The sequence below is a fragment of the Ruegeria sp. O5 genome, assembly GCF_056535105.1.
In genome coordinates, this window is the sequence record NZ_JBQERN010000003.1 from 185,568 (window position 1) to 203,852 (window position 18,285).

The window sequence follows — 18,285 nt, forward strand, 5'->3', positions numbered from 1 at the left end:
TGCCACTGGCAGGCTTGTACAAAATGTAAGGTTCAGGAACTCAGCTTCTTGCTGACCAAATCGTTAACGGCCTTCGGGTTGGCCTTGCCGCCGGTCGCTTTCATCACCTGACCCACGAACCAACCCGCCAGTTTCGGGTTTACCTTGGCCTTCTCGACCTGTGCCGGATTGGCCGCGATGATCTCGTCCAAAGCGGCCTCGATTGCGCCGGTGTCGGTGACCTGTTTCATTCCGCGATCTTCGACGATCTGCGCCGGATCACCGCCTTCGGTATAGACGATTTCAAACAGGTCCTTGGCGATCTTTCCCGAGATAGCATCAGAGGAAATCAGGTCGATAATCCCACCCAGCTGCGCCGGAGAAACCGGCGACTCCGTGATGTCGTGGTCTTCTTTTTTCAGACGTCCGAACAGCTCGTTGATCACCCAGTTCGCGGCCAGTTTGCCATTGCGGCCCTGCGCGACTTCTTCGAAATAGGCCGCCGATTCAACTTCGGCAGTCAGTACCGAGGCGTCATAGTCGGTCAGGCCGAACTCACTGATAAAGCGCGCTTTTTTGTCGTCAGGAAGCTCTGGCAGATGGGCGGCGATATCGTCCACCCATGCCTGTTCGATCTCCAGCGGCAGCAGGTCGGGATCGGGGAAATAGCGGTAATCATGCGCTTCTTCCTTGGACCGCATCGACCGGGTTTCGCCCTTGTCCGGATCATACAGGCGGGTTTCCTGCTCGACCTTGCCACCGGCTTCGACAATAGCGATCTGGCGGCGGGCTTCGACCTCAATGGCTTGCTGGATGAACCGCATCGAGTTCATATTCTTGATCTCGCAACGGGTGCCTAGATGCGAAAAGTCCTGTGTTTCCTGATACTTCTCATACGCGCCCGGCAAACAGATCGAGACGTTCACATCCGCCCGCAGGTTGCCGTTCTGCATGTTGCCGTCACAGGTGCCCAGATAGCGCATGATCTGGCGCAGCTTGGCAATGTATGCAGCGGCCTCTTCCGGCCCGCGAATATCAGGGCGGCTGACGATCTCCATCAGGCAGACACCGGTCCGGTTCAGATCGACAAAAGACATGTGCGGGTCCATGTCGTGGATCGATTTGCCGGCGTCCTGCTCCATGTGGATACGTTCAATCCGCACCATGCGCGCAGTGCCGTCACCCATCTCGACCAGAACCTCGCCTTCGCCCACAATGGGATGATAAAGCTGGGAAATCTGGTAACCTTGCGGCAGGTCAGGGTAGAAATAGTTCTTGCGGTCAAAGGCCGATTTCAGATTGATATCCGCCTTCAGGCCCAGCCCGGTGCGCACTGCCTGTTCCACGCAGAACTCGTTGATCACCGGCAGCATTCCCGGCATTGCCGCATCCACGAAAGCCACGTTCGAGTTCGGCTCGGCCCCGAATTTTGTGGACGCGCCCGAGAACAGCTTGGCATTGGATGACACCTGCGCATGCACCTCCATCCCGATCACCAGTTCCCAATCGTGCTTGGCCCCGGCAATGGTTTTGGGTTTGGGCATTTCGTATGTCAGGTCGAGCATGGCGCGCCTCATTTCCGCAGAAGTCTAAACCTGCGTATTAGGCCCGGCAGGGCCTAGGGGCAAGGGGGAATCCTGACGCGTTCAGTTCTTGGAAAACTGCAGACCGGACGGTGTGAAGGTTACATCCTTGCCGCTGCGCAGTTCATCCCGGAACAAATCCGAGATGGCGCGCAGCGCGTCGCGCTGACCGCGCGCAGCAAACCGCTCGGGCGAGTTGATGCGGACAGAGTTGTTGAACCCGTTGGCGGCATGGGCCCAGATCAGGGGGTGAAGCTCGGTCAGGTGATCGCGGATCAGCCAGTTTGCGGTGTCGCGCATATGGGCACGGACATTGTCTGCCTTTTCGTTCAGCCCGCGACCATTCTGAATGGTGATTGCACAATAGGCCGACAACATATTGATCATCTGTTGGTCAGGGCGCAAACCTACGATATCGCGCAATCCTTCAAGGAAATATTCGACATCGACCTGCGCGCAGGCCTCTTCGTCCAAAGCGATGGCATCGAATTGCACCCACGTATATCCACCTGCGCCCCAGACATCCTGTGTCCGGACGGCATTGCGCAAGGCTTGCAATTCCAGTTCTGCGTAGCTGCCGAACCACCGGGGCAAAAGGTGGCTGCCCATCGCGCGCATGTGACGCTGATTGCGCGGGTCCAGTGTGATCAGGCGCTCGTACTCATCGGCAACGCGGGCGTTTGACTTGCGCTGCCCGGCCAACAGGGCACAACCGGCGGCCGCAATCAGAGGGCTGTCCGGTGCATCCGCCTTGCATTTGGGAAGGATCGCAGCGGCCCGGTCGAAATGAGCGGCGCATCGCGAGCGGTGCAAGGGCGGCAAGGCCGTGTCCGTGGCGTTCCCGCGCCAAGCCCAGGCCAGATCGATATGGGCCAGCGCCACAACAGCAGCGATCATCGGATCGCCGGGATTGTCTGACAACTCGCCTTCCAGTTCCGAAATACCACCCAGCAAATCGTAGTCAGATATGGCCTTGCCGTCCGACAGCGCATGTTCCGCAGCCAGAACCACGTCAGATCGGGCCCCGAACGCCAAAAGATCGGCAATCGGCATACCATCCGACACGGCAGCACGATCCTGATCCGCTGCACGCATTTCGTCGGACAACTCGGTCCAGCGATCCTGTCTGGCCAGATAGCGCCCATGTTCGATTGTTGAGTGTCCAATCAGATTGTCGCAATTCGACGTTGCCACTGGAATGTTGAGCTGCCCATGTTCAGGCAGTGCAGCAGCCAACGCGGATTTCGTTGCGCACAGATCTTCTGAGGCGTCCGTGGGATTGGATGAAGGCTGGGCAAACAGCGCCCTTATCGACCGAAACATGGTAAAACTCAAAACTGTAAAAACACTTAACTGAGTCCGAATTCTGGCGAGGTCTTGGGTTCAATTCAAGTAATTTGCTTAATAAACTTTGTTTTTTGTGTCCAATGAGCCCGTAGATCACGCAGTGTTTCAGAAAACAGTGAAATGATGACGGTCTACGCGAAAACCTTCCTGTTTTAGAATGGTTTCCAGATTCCGATGCGGTGGCAGAGACTCATCTGGCAGCCGGATTCGTTTCTCGGATTTCAGGACGATGGATACGCGAACGGAAAAGTCCCACCGGGTGTCAAATCGGAAATGGTCGATATCCCGCACTGGGATATCGCCCTGCCGATTGCCCGTGAACCAGCGTACGGCATCCCGGTCCAGCTGCACGCCTGCGCTGGTATTCTGGATCACGTCCCATAGCGCGGGGAGGGTGGCCAGAGACAGCAGACCGACAACCCACCAAGCCGCGTCGAACAGGATGACCAGCGCCAGCAGGGCCGCGTAGACATTGGCCAGAATGACCAGTGTTCGTGTGTTCCGGTTGCGGCGGGTAAAGCTGTAGGGTGTCATGCGCCGAGGATGCGGGATACCATTTCCGTCGTGTCGCGCGACAGGTTCGGCGTTTCCGCAATGCGAGAAAGCTGCGTGCGCATCAGGTTCTGACGCCCGGTGTCGTACCGTTTCCAGGCCTGGAAGGCAGAACACATCCGTGCCGTGGTTTGCGGGTTCACAGGATCAAGGCGGATCAGCCAATCGGCCAGCAGGCTGTACCCGGCGCCATCCGACTGGTGGAACCCCGCGTGGTTCATCGCCAAGGCCCCCATGACAGCGCGGAACCGGTTCGGGTTCTTCCAGTTGAAGTCGGGATGCCAGGTCAATGCCTTCGCTGCTTCCGGTGTCGCCTCGGGGGCGGCCATGGTCACCTGCAAGCCAAACCATTTGTCCATGACCAGCCGGTCATGCTGCCATTGGTCATAGAAGGCGGCCAGCTGCGCCTCGCCCTTGCGGGCGCGCAGCAGGCAGGACAGGGCTGTCAGTTGCAGGGTCATGTTATCCGCTTTGGCATACACAGTGGCCGCCATTGCCCCTCCGTCCAGACGAGAGGTCAGTGCCAGTGCCGCACTGCCAAGGGCGCGTTTTCCGGATTGCTGGGCATCCGGGCTGTAGGGGCCATCAACCAACGCCTCGCTGTGCAGGCGGGGCAGCAGATCCTGCACATGCTGCGCCGTGGACTGCCGCAGCGTTTCGACCGCTGACCAGATTGCCATCGGATCGGGCGTCTGGCCGCGTTCATGCAACGCCGCAGCCAGTTCGGATTGCGTCGGCAGCCCAAGCATCAAGGCGCGATAGGCCGGGTCCAGCGTGTCGTCGCGCAGCACGGCCAGCAGCCCGTCAAGGTAATCGGCGTCCGGGGTTGCTTCGTCCAAGATCATCCGCAGCAAGGTGTCCTGCGCCAGCGATCTGCCAGCCTGCCAGCGGTTGAACGGATCTGTGTCATGCGCCAGCAGAAACGCGCGTTCGGCGTTTGAATGATCGTGTTCCAGAATGACCGGTGCCGAGAAATCGCGCAGGATCGAAGCTGTGGGCCTTGTCGCAAGCCCGGTGAACTGAAAACTCTGCTCGGCCTCTGTCAGTTCCAGCACTTCGGTCGCGCGGACCTCATCCCCGTTTGACCCCAGCAGGCCAATGGCGACCGGGATCACCTGGGGCAGTTTCTCTGCCTGACCCGGTGTGGGATCGGTGCGCTGTTTCAGCGTCAGGGTAAAGGTCCCGTCGGCCCAATCTTCAGATACGGTCAAACGCGGTGTGCCCGACTGGCTGTACCAACGTTTGAACTGGGTCAGGTCGCGGCCCGTGGTGTCTTCGAACACTTTCAGCCAATCCTCGATCGTGCAGGCCTGCCCGTCATGGCGGTCAAAATAGAGGTCCAGCGCCTTTGCATAGGCCTCATCCCCGACCAGCCGCTTTAACATGCCGATGACTTCGGCACCTTTTTCGTAAACCGTGGCCGTGTAGAAATTGTTGATTTCCTGAAAGCTTTCGGGCCGGACCGGGTGCGAGAGCGGGCCGTTATCCTCGGGGAATTGCCGCGCGCGCAGGTCGATGGCGTCGTGAATGCGTTTCACAGGGCCCGAGCGCATGTCGGATGTGAATTGTGCATCGCGGAAGACGGTCAGACCTTCTTTCAGACACAGCTGGAACCAGTCGCGGCAGGTGATGCGGTTGCCCGTCCAGTTGTGAAAATACTCATGCGCGATGATCGCCTCGATCCGTTCGAAATTGGCATCGGTCGAGGTTTCAGGACTGGCCAGAACAGCCGAAGAGTTAAAGATGTTCAGCCCCTTGTTTTCCATCGCGCCCATGTTGAAGTCATCGACGGCGACGATGTTGAAGACGTCCAGATCGTATTCCCGGCCATAGACATCTTCGTCCCATTTCATGGACTTCTTCAGCGCCTCCATGCCGAAGGCGCACTTGCCTTCATCCCCCGGACGCACCCACAGGTTTAACTCAACATCCCGGCCTGATCTGGTGGTGAACCGATCAGGATGGGCCACAAGATCCCCAGCGACAAGCGCAAACAGATAGGCAGGCTTGGGCCACGGGTCGGTCCATTCGGCCCATCCTTCGCCCTTGCCCGAGGGGTTGCCGTTCGACAGAAGAACCGGCAGGTCGCCATTGATGCGCACGGTAAAGGTGGACATGACATCGGGGCGATCCGGAAAATATGTGATCTTGCGGAAACCTTCCGCCTCGCACTGGGTGCAATACATGCCGTTCGACATATAAAGCCCCTCCAACGCCGTGTTGTTGCCCGGATCGATCTCAACCTCGGCTTCCCAGAGGAACGGGGCGTCGGGAACACCGGCGGTCAGGCCCTTGTCCGTGACGTCAGGTGAAACTTCGGATCCGTTGATGGACGCGCGGATCAGGTTCAGATCTTCGCCGTGCAAAAAAAAGGTGCGGTCGGTCGCGTCGGGGTTTGGACGAAACGCGATACGCGACTTGACCCGTGTGGCATGTGCAGACAGATCGAAGGTCAGGTGCACGCTGTCCAGCAGATAACCAAACGGAGTGTAGTCTTTCAGGAAGATCGTGGTGGGGGCAGCGTCGCGCATGGGGACCTCGCATCGGTTCGTGTCTGGCGCGACGTTAGGGGTATCGTTCCAGAGCTGCAACTGGCCCCCGCCATTCCCTTGATGTTTTTGAAACAGCTTCCGTTCGATCCGAATAACCCAAACGCTAAGTCGAAAGTTGCCTATCGGAAACTTTCGGCCTAAGTCACTTACGCATACAATGGCACACAATCGCAGGAGAGCAGGAAGATGAGTGGCAGACAAACCCTGAGCGGGCTGCAGATCGATCCAATACTGGCAGAGTTTATCGAGACGCAGGCATTGCCGGGTACGGGTGTGTCGGCACAGGATTTCTGGGCGGGTCTGGCGCGACTGGTGTCTGAACTGGGGCCGAAGAACCGCGCGCTTCTGGCCAAGCGGGCCGATATTCAAGGGCGCATCGACAGCTGGCAAATAGCGCGCAAGGGTCAGAGCATTGATCCCACTGACTATCAGGCTTTTCTAAAGGAAATTGGTTATCTGGTCGAGGAAGGCGACGGGTTTCAGGTCGACACGACGCATGTCGACCCCGAGATTGCGCTGACGCCGGGTCCGCAGCTGGTTGTGCCGATAACCAACGCGCGCTTTGCGCTGAACGCGGCGAATGCGCGATGGGGCAGCCTGTATGATGCGCTTTATGGCACCGATGCGATAGGCGATCTGCCAACAGGCGGTGGGTATGATGCGGCGCGCGGTGCACGGGTGATTGCATGGGCGAAAGCTTTTCTGGATGACGCTGTTCCTCTGGCTGGTGGGTCTTGGGTCGACGTGTCGGGACTGCATGTCGAAGAAGGTGTTCTTTCCCCAGCACTGGCAAACCCTGCTCAATTTGTTGGTTTCGGTGGCGCGGCAGACAAGCCGGATTTTGTGCTTCTGAAAAACAATGGCCTGCATATTCAGATCATGATCGATCCGACTGGCGCTATCGGTGCCACTGATCCCGCAGGTATCGCCGATGTCCGGCTGGAATCCGCTCTTTCAACGATTATGGACTGCGAGGACTCGGTCGCTTGTGTTGATGCAGCAGATAAGGTCGCGGCCTATGGCAACTGGCTGGGCTTGATGAAGGGTGATCTGACTGAAGACGTCACCAAGGGCGACGCAACGTTTACCCGCAAGCTGGCAGAAGATCTGAGCTTCACCACACCGACAGGTGAGCAGGCGACCCTGAAAGGCCGTTCGCTGATGCTGGTGCGGAATGTCGGCCACTTGATGACGAACCCGGCCGTTCTGGACGCCGAAGGGCGCGAGATTGGCGAAGGGCTGATGGACGCGCTCTGCACCACTCTGATCGCAATGCATGACCTGCAACGGGATGGGGGTAACTCGGTCGAAGGGTCGGTCTACGTGGTGAAACCCAAGATGCACGGTCCGGAAGAGGTTGCCTTTGCGGTTGAGATTTTCGACATGGTCGAAGACATCCTTGGCCTGCCGCGCAACACCGTGAAGCTGGGCATCATGGATGAGGAACGCCGCACCTCGGTCAACCTCAAAGAATGTATCCGCGCCGCAAAATCGCGCGTCGCCTTCATCAATACCGGTTTCCTGGATCGCACGGGGGATGAGATTCATACCTCAATGGAGGCTGGCCCGATGCTGCCCAAGGGCGACATCAAGAACACGCCCTGGATTGCGTCTTATGAAGACCGCAATGTCGATATCGGTTTGGCCTGTGGCCTTAAGGGCAAGGCGCAGATCGGCAAAGGCATGTGGGCGATGCCGGACCGGATGGGCGATATGCTTGAGGCCAAAATCGGTCACCCGCTGGCCGGTGCTACCTGCGCCTGGGTGCCGTCGCCTACTGCTGCGACGTTGCACGCCACGCATTACCACAAGGTCAACGTACTGGCCCGTCAGGACGAGATCGCAGCGGCGGGTGCCCGAGGAACGCTTGACGATTTGCTGACCATTCCCCTGCTGGGGGGCCGCAACCTTGGTGACGAGGAAATCTCGCGCGAGGTCGAGAATAATGCACAAGGCATTCTGGGCTATGTCGTGCGTTGGGTCGATCAGGGCGTGGGATGCTCCAAAGTGCCCGACATCAACGACATCGGGTTGATGGAAGACCGTGCGACCTGCCGGATTTCGTCTCAGGCGCTGGCCAACTGGTTGCATCATGGCATTGTCGACGAAGCACAGGTGATGGCTGCGATGCAGAAAATGGCGGCTGTTGTGGACCGCCAGAATGCAAGTGATCCGGGTTATGTCCCGATGGCGCCGGGCTTTAACGGAATCGCTTTTCAGGCGGCTTGTGACCTTGTGTTCAAAGGTCGTGTGCAGCCCTCGGGCTACACCGAGCCGGTCCTGCACGCGCGCCGTCTGGAATTGAAGGCGGCCACAGCGTAAAACGAAGGGGGCGATCCGCCCCCTTTCTTCTTTCGACATGCAGACACAGGAATGCACATGGAAGTTTCCCTTCGCAAAGCCCGCACCATTATCCGCAAAGCGCTTGAGAAAGGCCGCGAGATGGAGCTTAAGCCACTTTCGGTGGTTGTTCTGGACGCAGGCGGCCACGTCATCGCGTTCGAGCGTGAGGATGATGCAGCACCGGGCCGCTTTGCGATTGCGCATGGCAAGGCATATGGCTCTGTCATGCTGGGAATGGCGGGCACGGCACAGATGCAACGGGCCGAGGCGCAAGCCTACTTTATGGCGGCGGTAAACGGAGTGTATGGCGGGCAGGTCGTACCAGTTCCGGGCGGGGTCTTGCTGCGGGGTCGAAAAGGGGACGTGATCGGTGCCGTTGGGGTAACCGGCGACACGTCAGAAAACGATGCTGCCGTTGCGATGGCGGGAATTGAGGCCGCCGGGTTGGACGGCGAGATTTAAGTCCGACCATTGAGAGCAGCTCCGTCAAAGCAATGACTTGGCGCATGTTTCCGACTTGAAGTTTTAGGCGGGGAAAACGAGCCGTGACTTGACTGATCGCGGGGGGTATTTGTGCACCCCTGAACACGTCCCTGCGCTGTCACGCAGGAGGTGTATTCTTGCACGACTGTGAAGCTGCGGTTAGCTTCCTTTTCAAGGGGATGTATAACAAGGAAAGCGGAATGTCTCGACCCGTTGTTGGTATTATCGGCAACTCATACCTCATGAACGATCAATACCCGACCCATGCAGGGGGGACGATGAATTCGGACGCTGTGGCGAACGTATCGGGATGTTTGCCGCTGCTGATCCCCGCCGATCCCCGTTATGTGTCGGTTGAGGAGTTGCTGGAGGTTTGCGACGGCTTTCTTCTGACCGGCGGTCGCCCCAATGTGCATCCCGAAGAATATGGTGAACCGGCTACCGAGGCGCATGGAGAGTTTGACCGCGCGCGTGACGCGATCACCCTGCCGCTGGTTCGGGCCTGTGTGGAACGGGGTCAGCCGTTTCTGGGCATTTGCCGCGGATTTCAAGAGGTCAACGTGGCCATGGGCGGAACACTCTATCCGGAAATTCGTGATCTGCCGGGGCGGATGAACCACCGGATGCCGCCCGATGGTACACTTGAGGAAAAATTTGCGCTGCGCCACGTGGTGAAACTGACGGAAAACGGTGTGTTCCACGACTTGTTTGGTGCGCAGGAGGTCATGACAAACACGCTGCACGGGCAGGGGATCAAGTGCATCGGACAGCGTGTGGTGATCGATGGGCATGCGCCGGACGGAACGCCCGAGGCGATCTACATCAAGGACGCGCCCGGATTTACGCTGTCCGTGCAATGGCATCCCGAATGGGATGCGATCAACGACCCGGTTTCACGCCCCTTGTTCGAAGCCTTCGGCATGGCTGTGCGGGGATGGGCGGCGGGGATTGCCTGTCAGGCAGTTCAGAAATCAGCCTGACTTGGGCACCGGACCGTGCGGGCGCGCGACGGACCGGTGCAGGGGAAGGTGAATGGCAATCAGACCAGCAGGTTGAACTGATTGACCAGCGGCAGGCTGCGCGCGCGGTTTCCCGTCAAATCAAACAGGGCGTTGCCCAGTGCGGGCATCGAGGGGGGCGTGCCGGGCTCACCAGCGCCGCCCATATGGCGGTTGGTTTCCAGAACGCGCACCTCGACTTGTGGCGCGGAATGCATGCGAAGGGCGTCATAGTCGGGGAAATTGAACTGCTCGACTTCCCCGTCGGCAAAGGTAATCTCGCCGAAACACGCGGCTGACAGGCCATACATCATGCCGCCAAACATCTGCGCCTTGACGTTTTCCGGGTCCAGCGCCAGCCCCATGTCGCAGGCGATCCAGGCCTTGTGGATGCGGATGGCACCGTTTTCGTCGACCACTTCGATAACCTGAGCCACCGGAGTGCCGAAGCTGTAGGTGAAGGCCACGCCACGGCCTACACCGTCAGGTGTTTTTCCGGTCCAGTTGGACATTTCCCTGACCGCCTCCAGACATCCTGCAGATGGGGCATGTTCGGTTCTCATCAGTTCTAGCCGGAAGTCCAGCGGGTCGCGCCCTGCGGCATGGGCCAATTCGTCCATGAAGGTCTCGTGGAAAAAGCCGTTGTGGCTGTTGCCGACCGAACGCCAGAAGCCCACCGGGACAGCCAGATCAGCGACGTGGCCGCTCATCCGGTAGTTTGGCACGGCGTAAGGCTGGTTGAAGAACCCTTCGACCAGCACTTTGTCGGGTCCGCCTCCGGGGAAGCCGGTGTAACGCTCGACCGCCTGTTGCGTGCAGGACTGCGATGCAACCTTGCCGTCAATAAGAACGGCCTTGCCGTCCTGAACAGCGCCGCGCATCCGGGCGATGGCGCCGGGGCGGAAGTAGTCGTGACGCATGTCTTCTTCGCGGCTCCAGGTTGTCTGGACCGGTGTGCCAGGCATGGCCATGGCGACCTTGGTGGCGATTTCTCCGAAATCCAGTTCGCCCCGGCGGCCAAACCCTCCCCCCAGATAGGTGGTGTGAATCTGAACAGCCTCAGTGTCCAGATTTGCGGTATTCGCAGCGCGAAAACGGATCAGCGTCGGGGCCTGATTGCCGCACCACAGTTCCAGAGCGTTTCCGGTATAGAGCGCGGTGGCATTCATCGGCTCCATCGTGGCGTGCGCCAGATAGGGCACTTGGTATTCGGCAGTGACCTCGGTTGCGCCATCCGGCGTCACGCTGACATCGCCATCATCGCGCATGGTCGAGTTCGGCGCTTCGTCAAACGCCTCGGCAATCTTTGAGAAAATGCCATCGGTATCAGGTGGATATGGCGCATCGCCCCAGTCGATCTCAACAGCCTCAACCGCCTGATTGGCCAGCCATGTGTTGTTCGCGATCACGGCAACACCTGTGCCCAGATCAACAACTTTTTCGACCCCGGGCATGGTTATTGCAGCACTGTCGTCAAAGCTGTTCATCGCGCCGCCCAGTTTGGGGTTCATGCGCACGGCAGCAAATTTCATACCGGGCAGGCGAACATCGATGCCGAACTCGGCAGTGCCTGTCACTTTGCCCACCATGTCCAGTCGCGGTTGTGCCCGTCCCAGATAACGCCATTCGGACGGGTCTCGCAAAGGTACCTCGACGGGTTCCAGTCCGGCCGCTTCCACTGCAAGATCGGTATAAGCGATCTTGTCACCGGTCGGCGCGATGACATGGCCTGAAGCTGTTTTCAGATCCGAGGGGTCGATACCCAACCGATCAGCGGCGGCGCGTTTCAGCGTTTCACGGGCCGAAGCACCGGCTTGCCGCATCCTCTCGAACCCGTCCTTCATCGAGGTGGAGCCGCCTGTGACCTGCAGGCTAAGGGCCTTGCCAAGAACACCCAGTGCTTCACCTAAGTTGTGCTGGAAGTCCGAGATGTCGTAGCCCTTGTTTGGCAGTCCCTCGCCCATCATGGCTGAGTTGTAATAGGCGGCGGCTGCCGGACCGTGCAGAACGGTGATCTGATCCAGATCGACATCCAGTTCTTCGGCGATCAGCGCGGCCCACGTGGTTTTCACGCCCTGTCCCATCTCGGCACGGGGCGCGAACAGGGTGATGCCATTCTGATCGATCAGTACGAAGGGGTTCAGGGCCGCTTCACCCTCTTTCGGTTTCAGCGGGTTGGGGGCAGGGCGGGTGACATAATACGCGCCAAAGGCGACGCCGCCGACAATTGCGGCTGAGCCGATCAGGAACGTGCGGCGGATAATTTTGCCAACAGAAGCCATCTCTTACGCCTCCTTCAACTTGGAGGCTGCGTCGTGGATCGCGGCCCGGATGCGGGGGTAGGTGCCACAGCGGCACAGGTTTCCCTGCATCGCCTCATCGATCTCTGCGTCCGTGGGCGCAGGGTTCTCCGCAAGCAGGGCAGCGGCCTGCATGATCTGGCCCGACTGGCAATAGCCACATTGCGCCACCTGATGGTCAGCCCAGGATTGCTGGATCGTAGCCAGTGCTTCTGGCGTGCCGACGCCTTCGATTGTGGTCACGTCACCCCAGACATCCGACAGCGCCACTTGGCACGAACGTACCGCCTCGCCATCGATATGAACCGTACAGGCGCCGCAAGCGGCGACGCCACAGCCAAACTTGGTGCCGGTCAGGCCAACCTCATCCCTCAGAACCCAAAGCAGGGGGACATCATCCGGCAGGTCGATCTGATGAGGAGTTCCGTTAATCTTCAGGGCCGTCGCCATGGCGCACCTTTTGTAACTGTGGCAGGTTCTGACATAATGGTTGTGAAGTGTCAGTCTGTCAATTGACAAATTACACAAAAAATGTCAGAGATTTGCGCATGAAAGATACGAGTGACGAATCCCGGCAGAAAGCGATCCTAGCATCTGCTTTTCAGGCCTTTTCCGCATACGGGTTCCGCAAGACCTCGATGGATGACATTGCGCGCGGTGCGGGGATGTCACGGCCAGCGGTTTATCTGTATTACAGGAACAAGGAAGCGATCGTTCGCAAGCTGACTGAACGGCATTACGAGGAAAAGTCCGCAGTGGTGGCCGCGGCGCTGAACAGCGAAGGCTCGGTTTCAGAACTTGCCAGAAAGGCGATCCACGCCCAGACCGAGGGCATGGCTGCGATTTTGGCGTCGCCGCATGGGCTTGAGATGCTGGACACGACCAAATCCATGGCCATCGACATTGTCGAACGGGGCGAAGGTGAACTAACCGCGCTTTATGCCGAATGGCTGAGGCGAGAGCAGGGTGCTGGCCGCGTTCGTCTGTTCGACACGCCTGAAGAAACGGCGAAAACACTTACGGTCACGCTGAAGGGGATCAAGCTGACTGCGTCAGACGCCGAGGAATTTGAAAGGCGCACCAACCAGTTGGCGGCCCTGATCGGGGCCGGGCTGGAAATCAGGTAACGCGCTGCCGGGTTTTGTACTCGGGCGTGTCCCAAAGCTTGTTCTGCATGACATCCGCCAGAATCCCGACTGCACGCTCGACATCGCTTTCATCGATATACAGCGGCGTGAAACCAAACCGCATTGTGTCAGGTGCGCGGAAATCTCCGACGACACCACGCGCGATCAGCGCTTGCATCGCGGCATAGCCTTCCTTGAAGCGGAATGAAACCTGACTGCCACGCTGCTCGGGCGCGCGCGGACTGTCCAATTGCAAGTCTGGGCAGGTCGCCTCGACCTGACGAATGAAAAGCTCGGTCAATTCAATGGACTTGGCGCGCACATCCGCCATGTCGGCCATATCCCAGATATCCATGGCCGCCGACAGCGCGGTCATTTGGATGATCGGAGGTGTTCCCACGCGCATACGCTCAATCCCGCTTCCGGGGCGATAGTCCAGGTCAAAGGCAAAGGGCTCTTCGTGCCCCAGCCAGCCGGACAGGGCCGGGCGCACACTATCTGCCAGTCGGGGCGCAACATAAATGAACGCGGGCGCACCGGGGCCGCCATTGAGGTATTTATAAGTACACCCGACTGCGAAATCCGCATTGCACCCTGCAAGGTCAACGGGAATGGCCCCTGCGGAATGCGCCAGATCCCAAACCGTCACGACACCGTTGGCGTGGGCCAGTTCCGTCAGTGCCTTCATGTCGTGCATCCGGCCCGTGCGGTAATCCACTTCGGTCAGCATCAGGACTGCGACCTCTTCGGTGATTGCATCTGCGACGTCCTGCGGGTCGACGACGCGCAGTTCGTATGGGCTCCCAAGGGATCGCAGCAGGCCATCGACCATGTACAGGTCTGACGGAAAGTTCCCATTGTCGGAAAGCACAACCTTGCGGGTCGGGTTCAGTTCAAGGGCAGAGGACACGGCCTGATAAACCTTGATCGACAGGGTGTCGCCGGTCACGACGCTGCCTGGCTCGGCTCCGATCAGGCGGCCAATTCGATCTCCAAGCCCCATGGGAAGGCCCATCCAACCGGCTTTGTTCCAGCCGGTGATCAGCATTTGCCCCCATTCCTCGGTCAGCATGTTCTGCACACGAGACGCAGCCGTTTTAGGCAGCGGGCCCAAAGAGTTGCCGTCCAGATAAATCACGCCCTCGGGCAGGTCGAACATGGCTTTGGTTGCTGCAAAATCGGTCATGAAGGCTCACTCACTTGTGTGGTCGTCTTTTGTTGCATTTGGGGTAGCCGATCCTGACATGTCTGTCTATCGATGCGACATACTGGTCTTTTGCTAATCTGGCCGAAAAACGGTAGGACGTCGGTCAGAAGCGACACACACCCGACACCGTCGTCGTTCATGAGGGCTTAGAATGCGCTGGATAGATGTACCGCCAGTTTGGTTGATCGCTTTTGCGGTGCTGGCATGGGCACAAGCCAGATACATGGCGCTGGGCCTGTCACTAGAGAGCGGCCTGACCGACCTTCTCAGTGGAGTTCTGATCGGCGGTGGCGTTCTGATGGCCGTTCTGGCCATTGTCGAGTTTCGCCGCCATAAAACAACCGTCATTCCCCATGAGACACCGACCGCGATGGTGCAAACGGGCATCTACAAACGCAGTCGAAACCCGATCTACGTCGGGGACGTACTGATTCTTGCGGGTTTGATTCTGCGGTTTGACGCCGTGTTGTCACTGGTTTTGGTTCCGGTCTTCGTCTGGGTGCTGGAGCGCCGGTTTATCCTGCCGGAAGAAGACCGCCTGCGCCGGCAGTTCCGCACGGATTTCGCACGCTATGAACGCAAGACGCGGCGTTGGATCTAAAGTGGCTGATCTTGTGATGTCACGTAAAAAATGCTGCGCTTGCGAAATAATGTTGCGCAGGATACATCTTTGCTTAACAAAGAATACCGACCACCCGCTCGGACAGAGTAAAAATTAGGGGGACTGCCAGTGAAGATAGGCACGCCAAAGGAAATACTGGACGGTGAGAACCGGGTTGCAATGACGCCCGACTCGGCCGTGCAATTGCAGAAACTGGGCTATGAGTGCCTGATCGAGAAAGGCGCGGGCGCGGCTGCCGGTTTTTCGGATGCCGCATACGAGGCCGTAGGCGTTGAGGTGGTCAAGACCGCAGCGTCGCTGTGGAAGACTGCGGATATCATTGCCAAGGTTCGGATCCCGACTGAGGCCGAACTGAAACGGTTGACCAAGGGCAAGACCCTGATTTCGTTCTTCAATCCTGCGGGCAACGAAGAAGGAATGGAGCTGGCCAAATCCAAGGGCGCCAACGTGATCGCCATGGAGATGGTGCCACGCATCTCGCGCGCGCAGAAGATGGACGCGCTGTCGTCGATGGCAAATATCGCAGGCTATCGCGCCGTGATCGAGGCAGGCAACAACTTTGGCCGTTTCTTCACCGGCCAGGTGACCGCCGCCGGTAAAGTTCCTCCTGCCAAGGTGCTGATCGTTGGGGCCGGTGTGGCCGGTCTGGCCGCAATCGGGACGTCCACGTCGCTGGGCGCGATCACCTACGCGTTCGACGTGCGCCCTGAAGTGGCCGAACAGGTCGAATCGATGGGGGCTGAGTTCGTCTATCTGGACTTCGAAGAAGAGCAGCAGGACGGCGCGGCCACAGGCGGGTATGCCTCGGTCCAGTCGGAAGAATTCCGCAACGCCCAGCTGGCCAAGTTCCGCGAACTTGCGCCCGAGATGGACATCGTTATCACCACCGCCCTGATCCCCAACCGTCCGGCGCCCAAGCTGTGGCTAGAGGATATGGTCAAGGCGATGAAGCCGGGTTCGGTCATCATCGACCTTGCAGCCGAGCGTGGCGGTAACGTCGAAGGCACCGTGCCGGATGAGAAAGTTGTCACCAACAATGGCGTGACCATAATCGGTTATACCGACTTCCCCAGCCGGATGGCGGCACAATCCTCGTCGCTTTATGCCACCAACATCCGTCACATGATGACAGACCTGACGCCCGAAAAGGACGGTCAGATCAATCACAACATGGAAGACGATGTGATCCGCGGCGCGACCGTGACGCATGAAGGTGAAATCACCTTCCCGCCACCGCCGCCCAAGATTCAGGCGATCGCCGCACAGAAAAAGCCCGAGGTCAAGGAACTGACCCCGGAAGAGAAAAAGGCGCAGGAGATTGCGGCCTTCAAGGCGCAGACCAGGCAGCAGTTTACATTGTTGGGTGTCGGCGGTGCGCTGATGCTGCTGGTGGGGCTGGTTGCCCCGGCCAGCTTCATGCAGCATTTCATCGTCTTCGTGCTGGCCATTTTCGTGGGCTTCCAGGTGATCTGGAATGTCTCGCACAGCCTGCATACGCCGCTGATGGCGATCACCAACGCGATCTCGTCGATCATCATCGTTGGGGCCTTGATGCAGATCGGATCGGGGTCGTTCCTGGTCATTCTGCTGGCGGCACTGTCTGTCTTCATGGCCGGGATCAACATCTTCGGCGGCTTCCTCGTAACCCGGCGCATGCTCGCCATGTTCCAGAAATCTTAAGGAGGCCGGGCACATGGAATTTGGCTTCACCACTGCCGCCTATGTTGTTGCGGCTGTTCTGTTCATCCTTTCCCTTGGCGGGTTGTCGAACCAGGAAAGCGCCAAGCGCGCGGTCTGGTACGGCATCGTCGGTATGGCGCTGGCGGTCTTTGCCACGCTGGTTGGCCCCGGTTCTGGGCTGTGGCTGCTGTCGATCCTGCTGATCATTGGCGGCGGTCTGATCGGTCAATACGTGGCGCAGCGCGTCCAGATGACCGAGATGCCGCAGCTGGTGGCCGCGATGCATTCACTGGTCGGTCTGGCGGCTGTGTTCGTCGGCTTCAACGCGCATTTTGAAATCGGCAACGTGGCACAAGTCATGGCAATTGCGGATACGGCGAAAGAGGCGGATCTGCATGATCTGGGCACCTTTGCCAAACTGATCGCCAAGAAGACGCCGGCCGAACTGGCAATCCTGCATGTGGAACTGTTCCTTGGCATCTTCATTGGTGCGATCACCTTTACCGGCTCGGTCGTGGCCTATGGCAAGTTGGCGGGTAAGTTGACTTCGGCGGCGACAAAGCTGCCCGGTGGTCATGCGCTGAACGCGGCGGCAGCGGGTCTCTCGCTGATCTGTCTGATCTGGTACACTGCGTCTGGCGGGCTGTTGCCGCTGATCCTGATGACCCTGGCGGCGCTGTTCATCGGTTATCATCTGATCATGGGTATCGGTGGCGCGGACATGCCGGTGGTTGTGTCGATGCTGAACAGCTATTCGGGCTGGGCCGCGGCGGCGATTGGTTTCTCGCTGGGCAATGACTTGCTGATCGTGGTCGGTGCGCTGGTGGGCTCAAGCGGTGCAATCCTGTCCTACATCATGTGCAAGGCGATGAACCGTCACTTTGTCAGCGTGATTCTGGGCGGCTTTGGTGGCCCGCAGGGTGAACAGATGGCCGTTGAGGGCGAGCAGGTGGCCATCGAGGCGGATGGCGTTGCTGCAGCCCTGAACGATGCCGACAGCGTTATCATCATTCCCGGTTATGGGATGGCGGTGGCGCAGGCACAGCAATCGGTCAGTGAACTGGTCCGTAAGCTGCGCGCCAAGGGTAAAGAGGTGCGTTTTGCGATCCACCCGGTCGCGGGCCGTTTGCCGGGCCATATGAACGTGCTGCTGGCCGAGGCGAAGGTGCCCTATGATATCGTTCTGGAAATGGACGAGATCAATGACGACTTCCCGGATACGGATGTGGCCATCGTCATCGGCTCGAATGACATCGTGAACCCTGCGGCGCAGGAAGATCCCAACAGCCCGATTGCCGGTATGCCGGTTCTGGAATGCTGGAAGGCCAAGCAGGTCTTCGTGTCCAAACGCGGTCAGGGTACAGGGTATTCGGGTATCGAAAACCCGCTGTTCTTTAAGGAAAATACCCGCATGTTCTATGGCGACGCCAAAGCATCGCTGGACAAGCTGCTGCCGATGATCGATTGATCCACCGGTCTGATCCAATTGCAAAGGGCGCCTTTGGGCGCCCT

General features: G+C 58.9%; 14 protein-coding genes. 7 read left to right on the plus strand and 7 right to left on the minus strand.

Going from position 1 to position 18,285, the window contains the following annotated elements; translation table 11 throughout:
- Positions 1–32 precede the first annotated feature (32 nt).
- From gatB to pepN, 4 genes are all read right to left on the minus strand, one after another.
- Positions 33–1,544 carry an Asp-tRNA(Asn)/Glu-tRNA(Gln) amidotransferase subunit GatB gene (gene gatB / locus ACR0M3_RS07050; RefSeq protein ID WP_267365910.1) on the minus strand — a complete coding sequence of 504 codons (1,512 nt, stop codon included), beginning with the start codon at positions 1,542–1,544 and terminating at the stop codon, positions 33–35.
- 81 nt (positions 1,545–1,625) lie between these two features.
- The gene (locus tag ACR0M3_RS07055; protein ID WP_480506276.1) at positions 1,626–2,885 is read right to left on the minus strand and encodes a hypothetical protein; all 1,260 of its coding nucleotides are present in this window, start codon (positions 2,883–2,885) and stop codon (positions 1,626–1,628) included.
- A 129-nt stretch (positions 2,886–3,014) separates the two neighbouring features.
- A complete protein-coding gene (locus tag ACR0M3_RS07060; RefSeq protein WP_480910051.1) occupies positions 3,015–3,443 on the minus strand; it encodes a hypothetical protein in 429 nt (142 codons plus the stop codon).
- The gene (gene pepN / locus ACR0M3_RS07065; RefSeq protein WP_480910052.1) at positions 3,440–5,992 is read right to left on the minus strand and encodes an aminopeptidase N; all 2,553 of its coding nucleotides are present in this window, start codon (positions 5,990–5,992) and stop codon (positions 3,440–3,442) included. Before pepN ends, ACR0M3_RS07060 begins: the two co-directional genes overlap by 4 nt.
- A 207-nt stretch (positions 5,993–6,199) precedes the next feature.
- On the opposite strand from pepN, the gene ACR0M3_RS07070 reads away from it, so the two are divergent.
- From ACR0M3_RS07070 to ACR0M3_RS07080, 3 genes are all read left to right on the plus strand, one after another.
- Complete coding sequence (locus tag ACR0M3_RS07070; RefSeq protein WP_480910053.1) at positions 6,200–8,335, plus strand: malate synthase G; 2,136 nt, start codon at positions 6,200–6,202, stop codon at positions 8,333–8,335.
- Between the two features lie 57 nt (positions 8,336–8,392).
- A complete protein-coding gene (locus ACR0M3_RS07075; RefSeq protein WP_480481817.1) occupies positions 8,393–8,818 on the plus strand; it encodes a GlcG/HbpS family heme-binding protein in 426 nt (141 codons plus the stop codon).
- A gap of 221 nt (positions 8,819–9,039) precedes the next feature.
- Complete coding sequence (locus ACR0M3_RS07080) at positions 9,040–9,819, plus strand: gamma-glutamyl-gamma-aminobutyrate hydrolase family protein (protein ID WP_480476009.1); 780 nt, start codon at positions 9,040–9,042, stop codon at positions 9,817–9,819.
- A gap of 59 nt (positions 9,820–9,878) precedes the next feature.
- On the opposite strand, the gene ACR0M3_RS07085 is transcribed toward ACR0M3_RS07080, so the two are convergent.
- Both ACR0M3_RS07085 and ACR0M3_RS07090 read right to left on the minus strand, forming a co-directional pair.
- Positions 9,879–12,119, minus strand: coding sequence for a xanthine dehydrogenase family protein molybdopterin-binding subunit (locus ACR0M3_RS07085; RefSeq protein WP_480910054.1), 2,241 nt, complete (start codon positions 12,117–12,119; stop codon positions 9,879–9,881).
- Positions 12,120–12,122: 3 nt separating this feature from the next.
- A complete protein-coding gene (locus ACR0M3_RS07090) occupies positions 12,123–12,587 on the minus strand; it encodes a (2Fe-2S)-binding protein (protein WP_480506281.1) in 465 nt (154 codons plus the stop codon).
- Between the two features lie 98 nt (positions 12,588–12,685).
- Here ACR0M3_RS07090 and ACR0M3_RS07095 point away from each other — a divergent pair, with 98 nt between their 5' ends.
- Positions 12,686–13,264: a TetR/AcrR family transcriptional regulator gene (locus tag ACR0M3_RS07095; RefSeq protein WP_480506282.1), complete on the plus strand. Its 579-nt coding sequence runs from the start codon at positions 12,686–12,688 to the stop codon at positions 13,262–13,264.
- Here the strand turns inward: ACR0M3_RS07095 and kynU are convergent.
- The gene (gene kynU, locus ACR0M3_RS07100) at positions 13,257–14,450 is read right to left on the minus strand and encodes a kynureninase (protein WP_480506283.1); all 1,194 of its coding nucleotides are present in this window, start codon (positions 14,448–14,450) and stop codon (positions 13,257–13,259) included. The two genes, ACR0M3_RS07095 and kynU, sit on opposite strands and share 8 nt — an antisense overlap.
- A 172-nt stretch (positions 14,451–14,622) precedes the next feature.
- Here kynU and ACR0M3_RS07105 point away from each other — a divergent pair, with 172 nt between their 5' ends.
- The 3 genes from ACR0M3_RS07105 to ACR0M3_RS07115 all read left to right on the plus strand — a co-directional run bounded on the left by ACR0M3_RS07105 (position 14,623) and on the right by ACR0M3_RS07115 (position 18,241).
- On the plus strand, positions 14,623–15,072 hold the full coding sequence (locus ACR0M3_RS07105; RefSeq protein WP_267364290.1) for a methyltransferase family protein: 450 nt from the start codon (positions 14,623–14,625) through the stop codon (positions 15,070–15,072).
- Positions 15,073–15,201: 129 nt separating this feature from the next.
- Positions 15,202–16,773: a Re/Si-specific NAD(P)(+) transhydrogenase subunit alpha gene (locus ACR0M3_RS07110; protein ID WP_480481810.1), complete on the plus strand. Its 1,572-nt coding sequence runs from the start codon at positions 15,202–15,204 to the stop codon at positions 16,771–16,773.
- Between the two features lie 13 nt (positions 16,774–16,786).
- The gene (locus tag ACR0M3_RS07115; RefSeq protein WP_480910055.1) at positions 16,787–18,241 is read left to right on the plus strand and encodes an NAD(P)(+) transhydrogenase (Re/Si-specific) subunit beta; all 1,455 of its coding nucleotides are present in this window, start codon (positions 16,787–16,789) and stop codon (positions 18,239–18,241) included.
- Positions 18,242–18,285 lie beyond the last annotated feature (44 nt).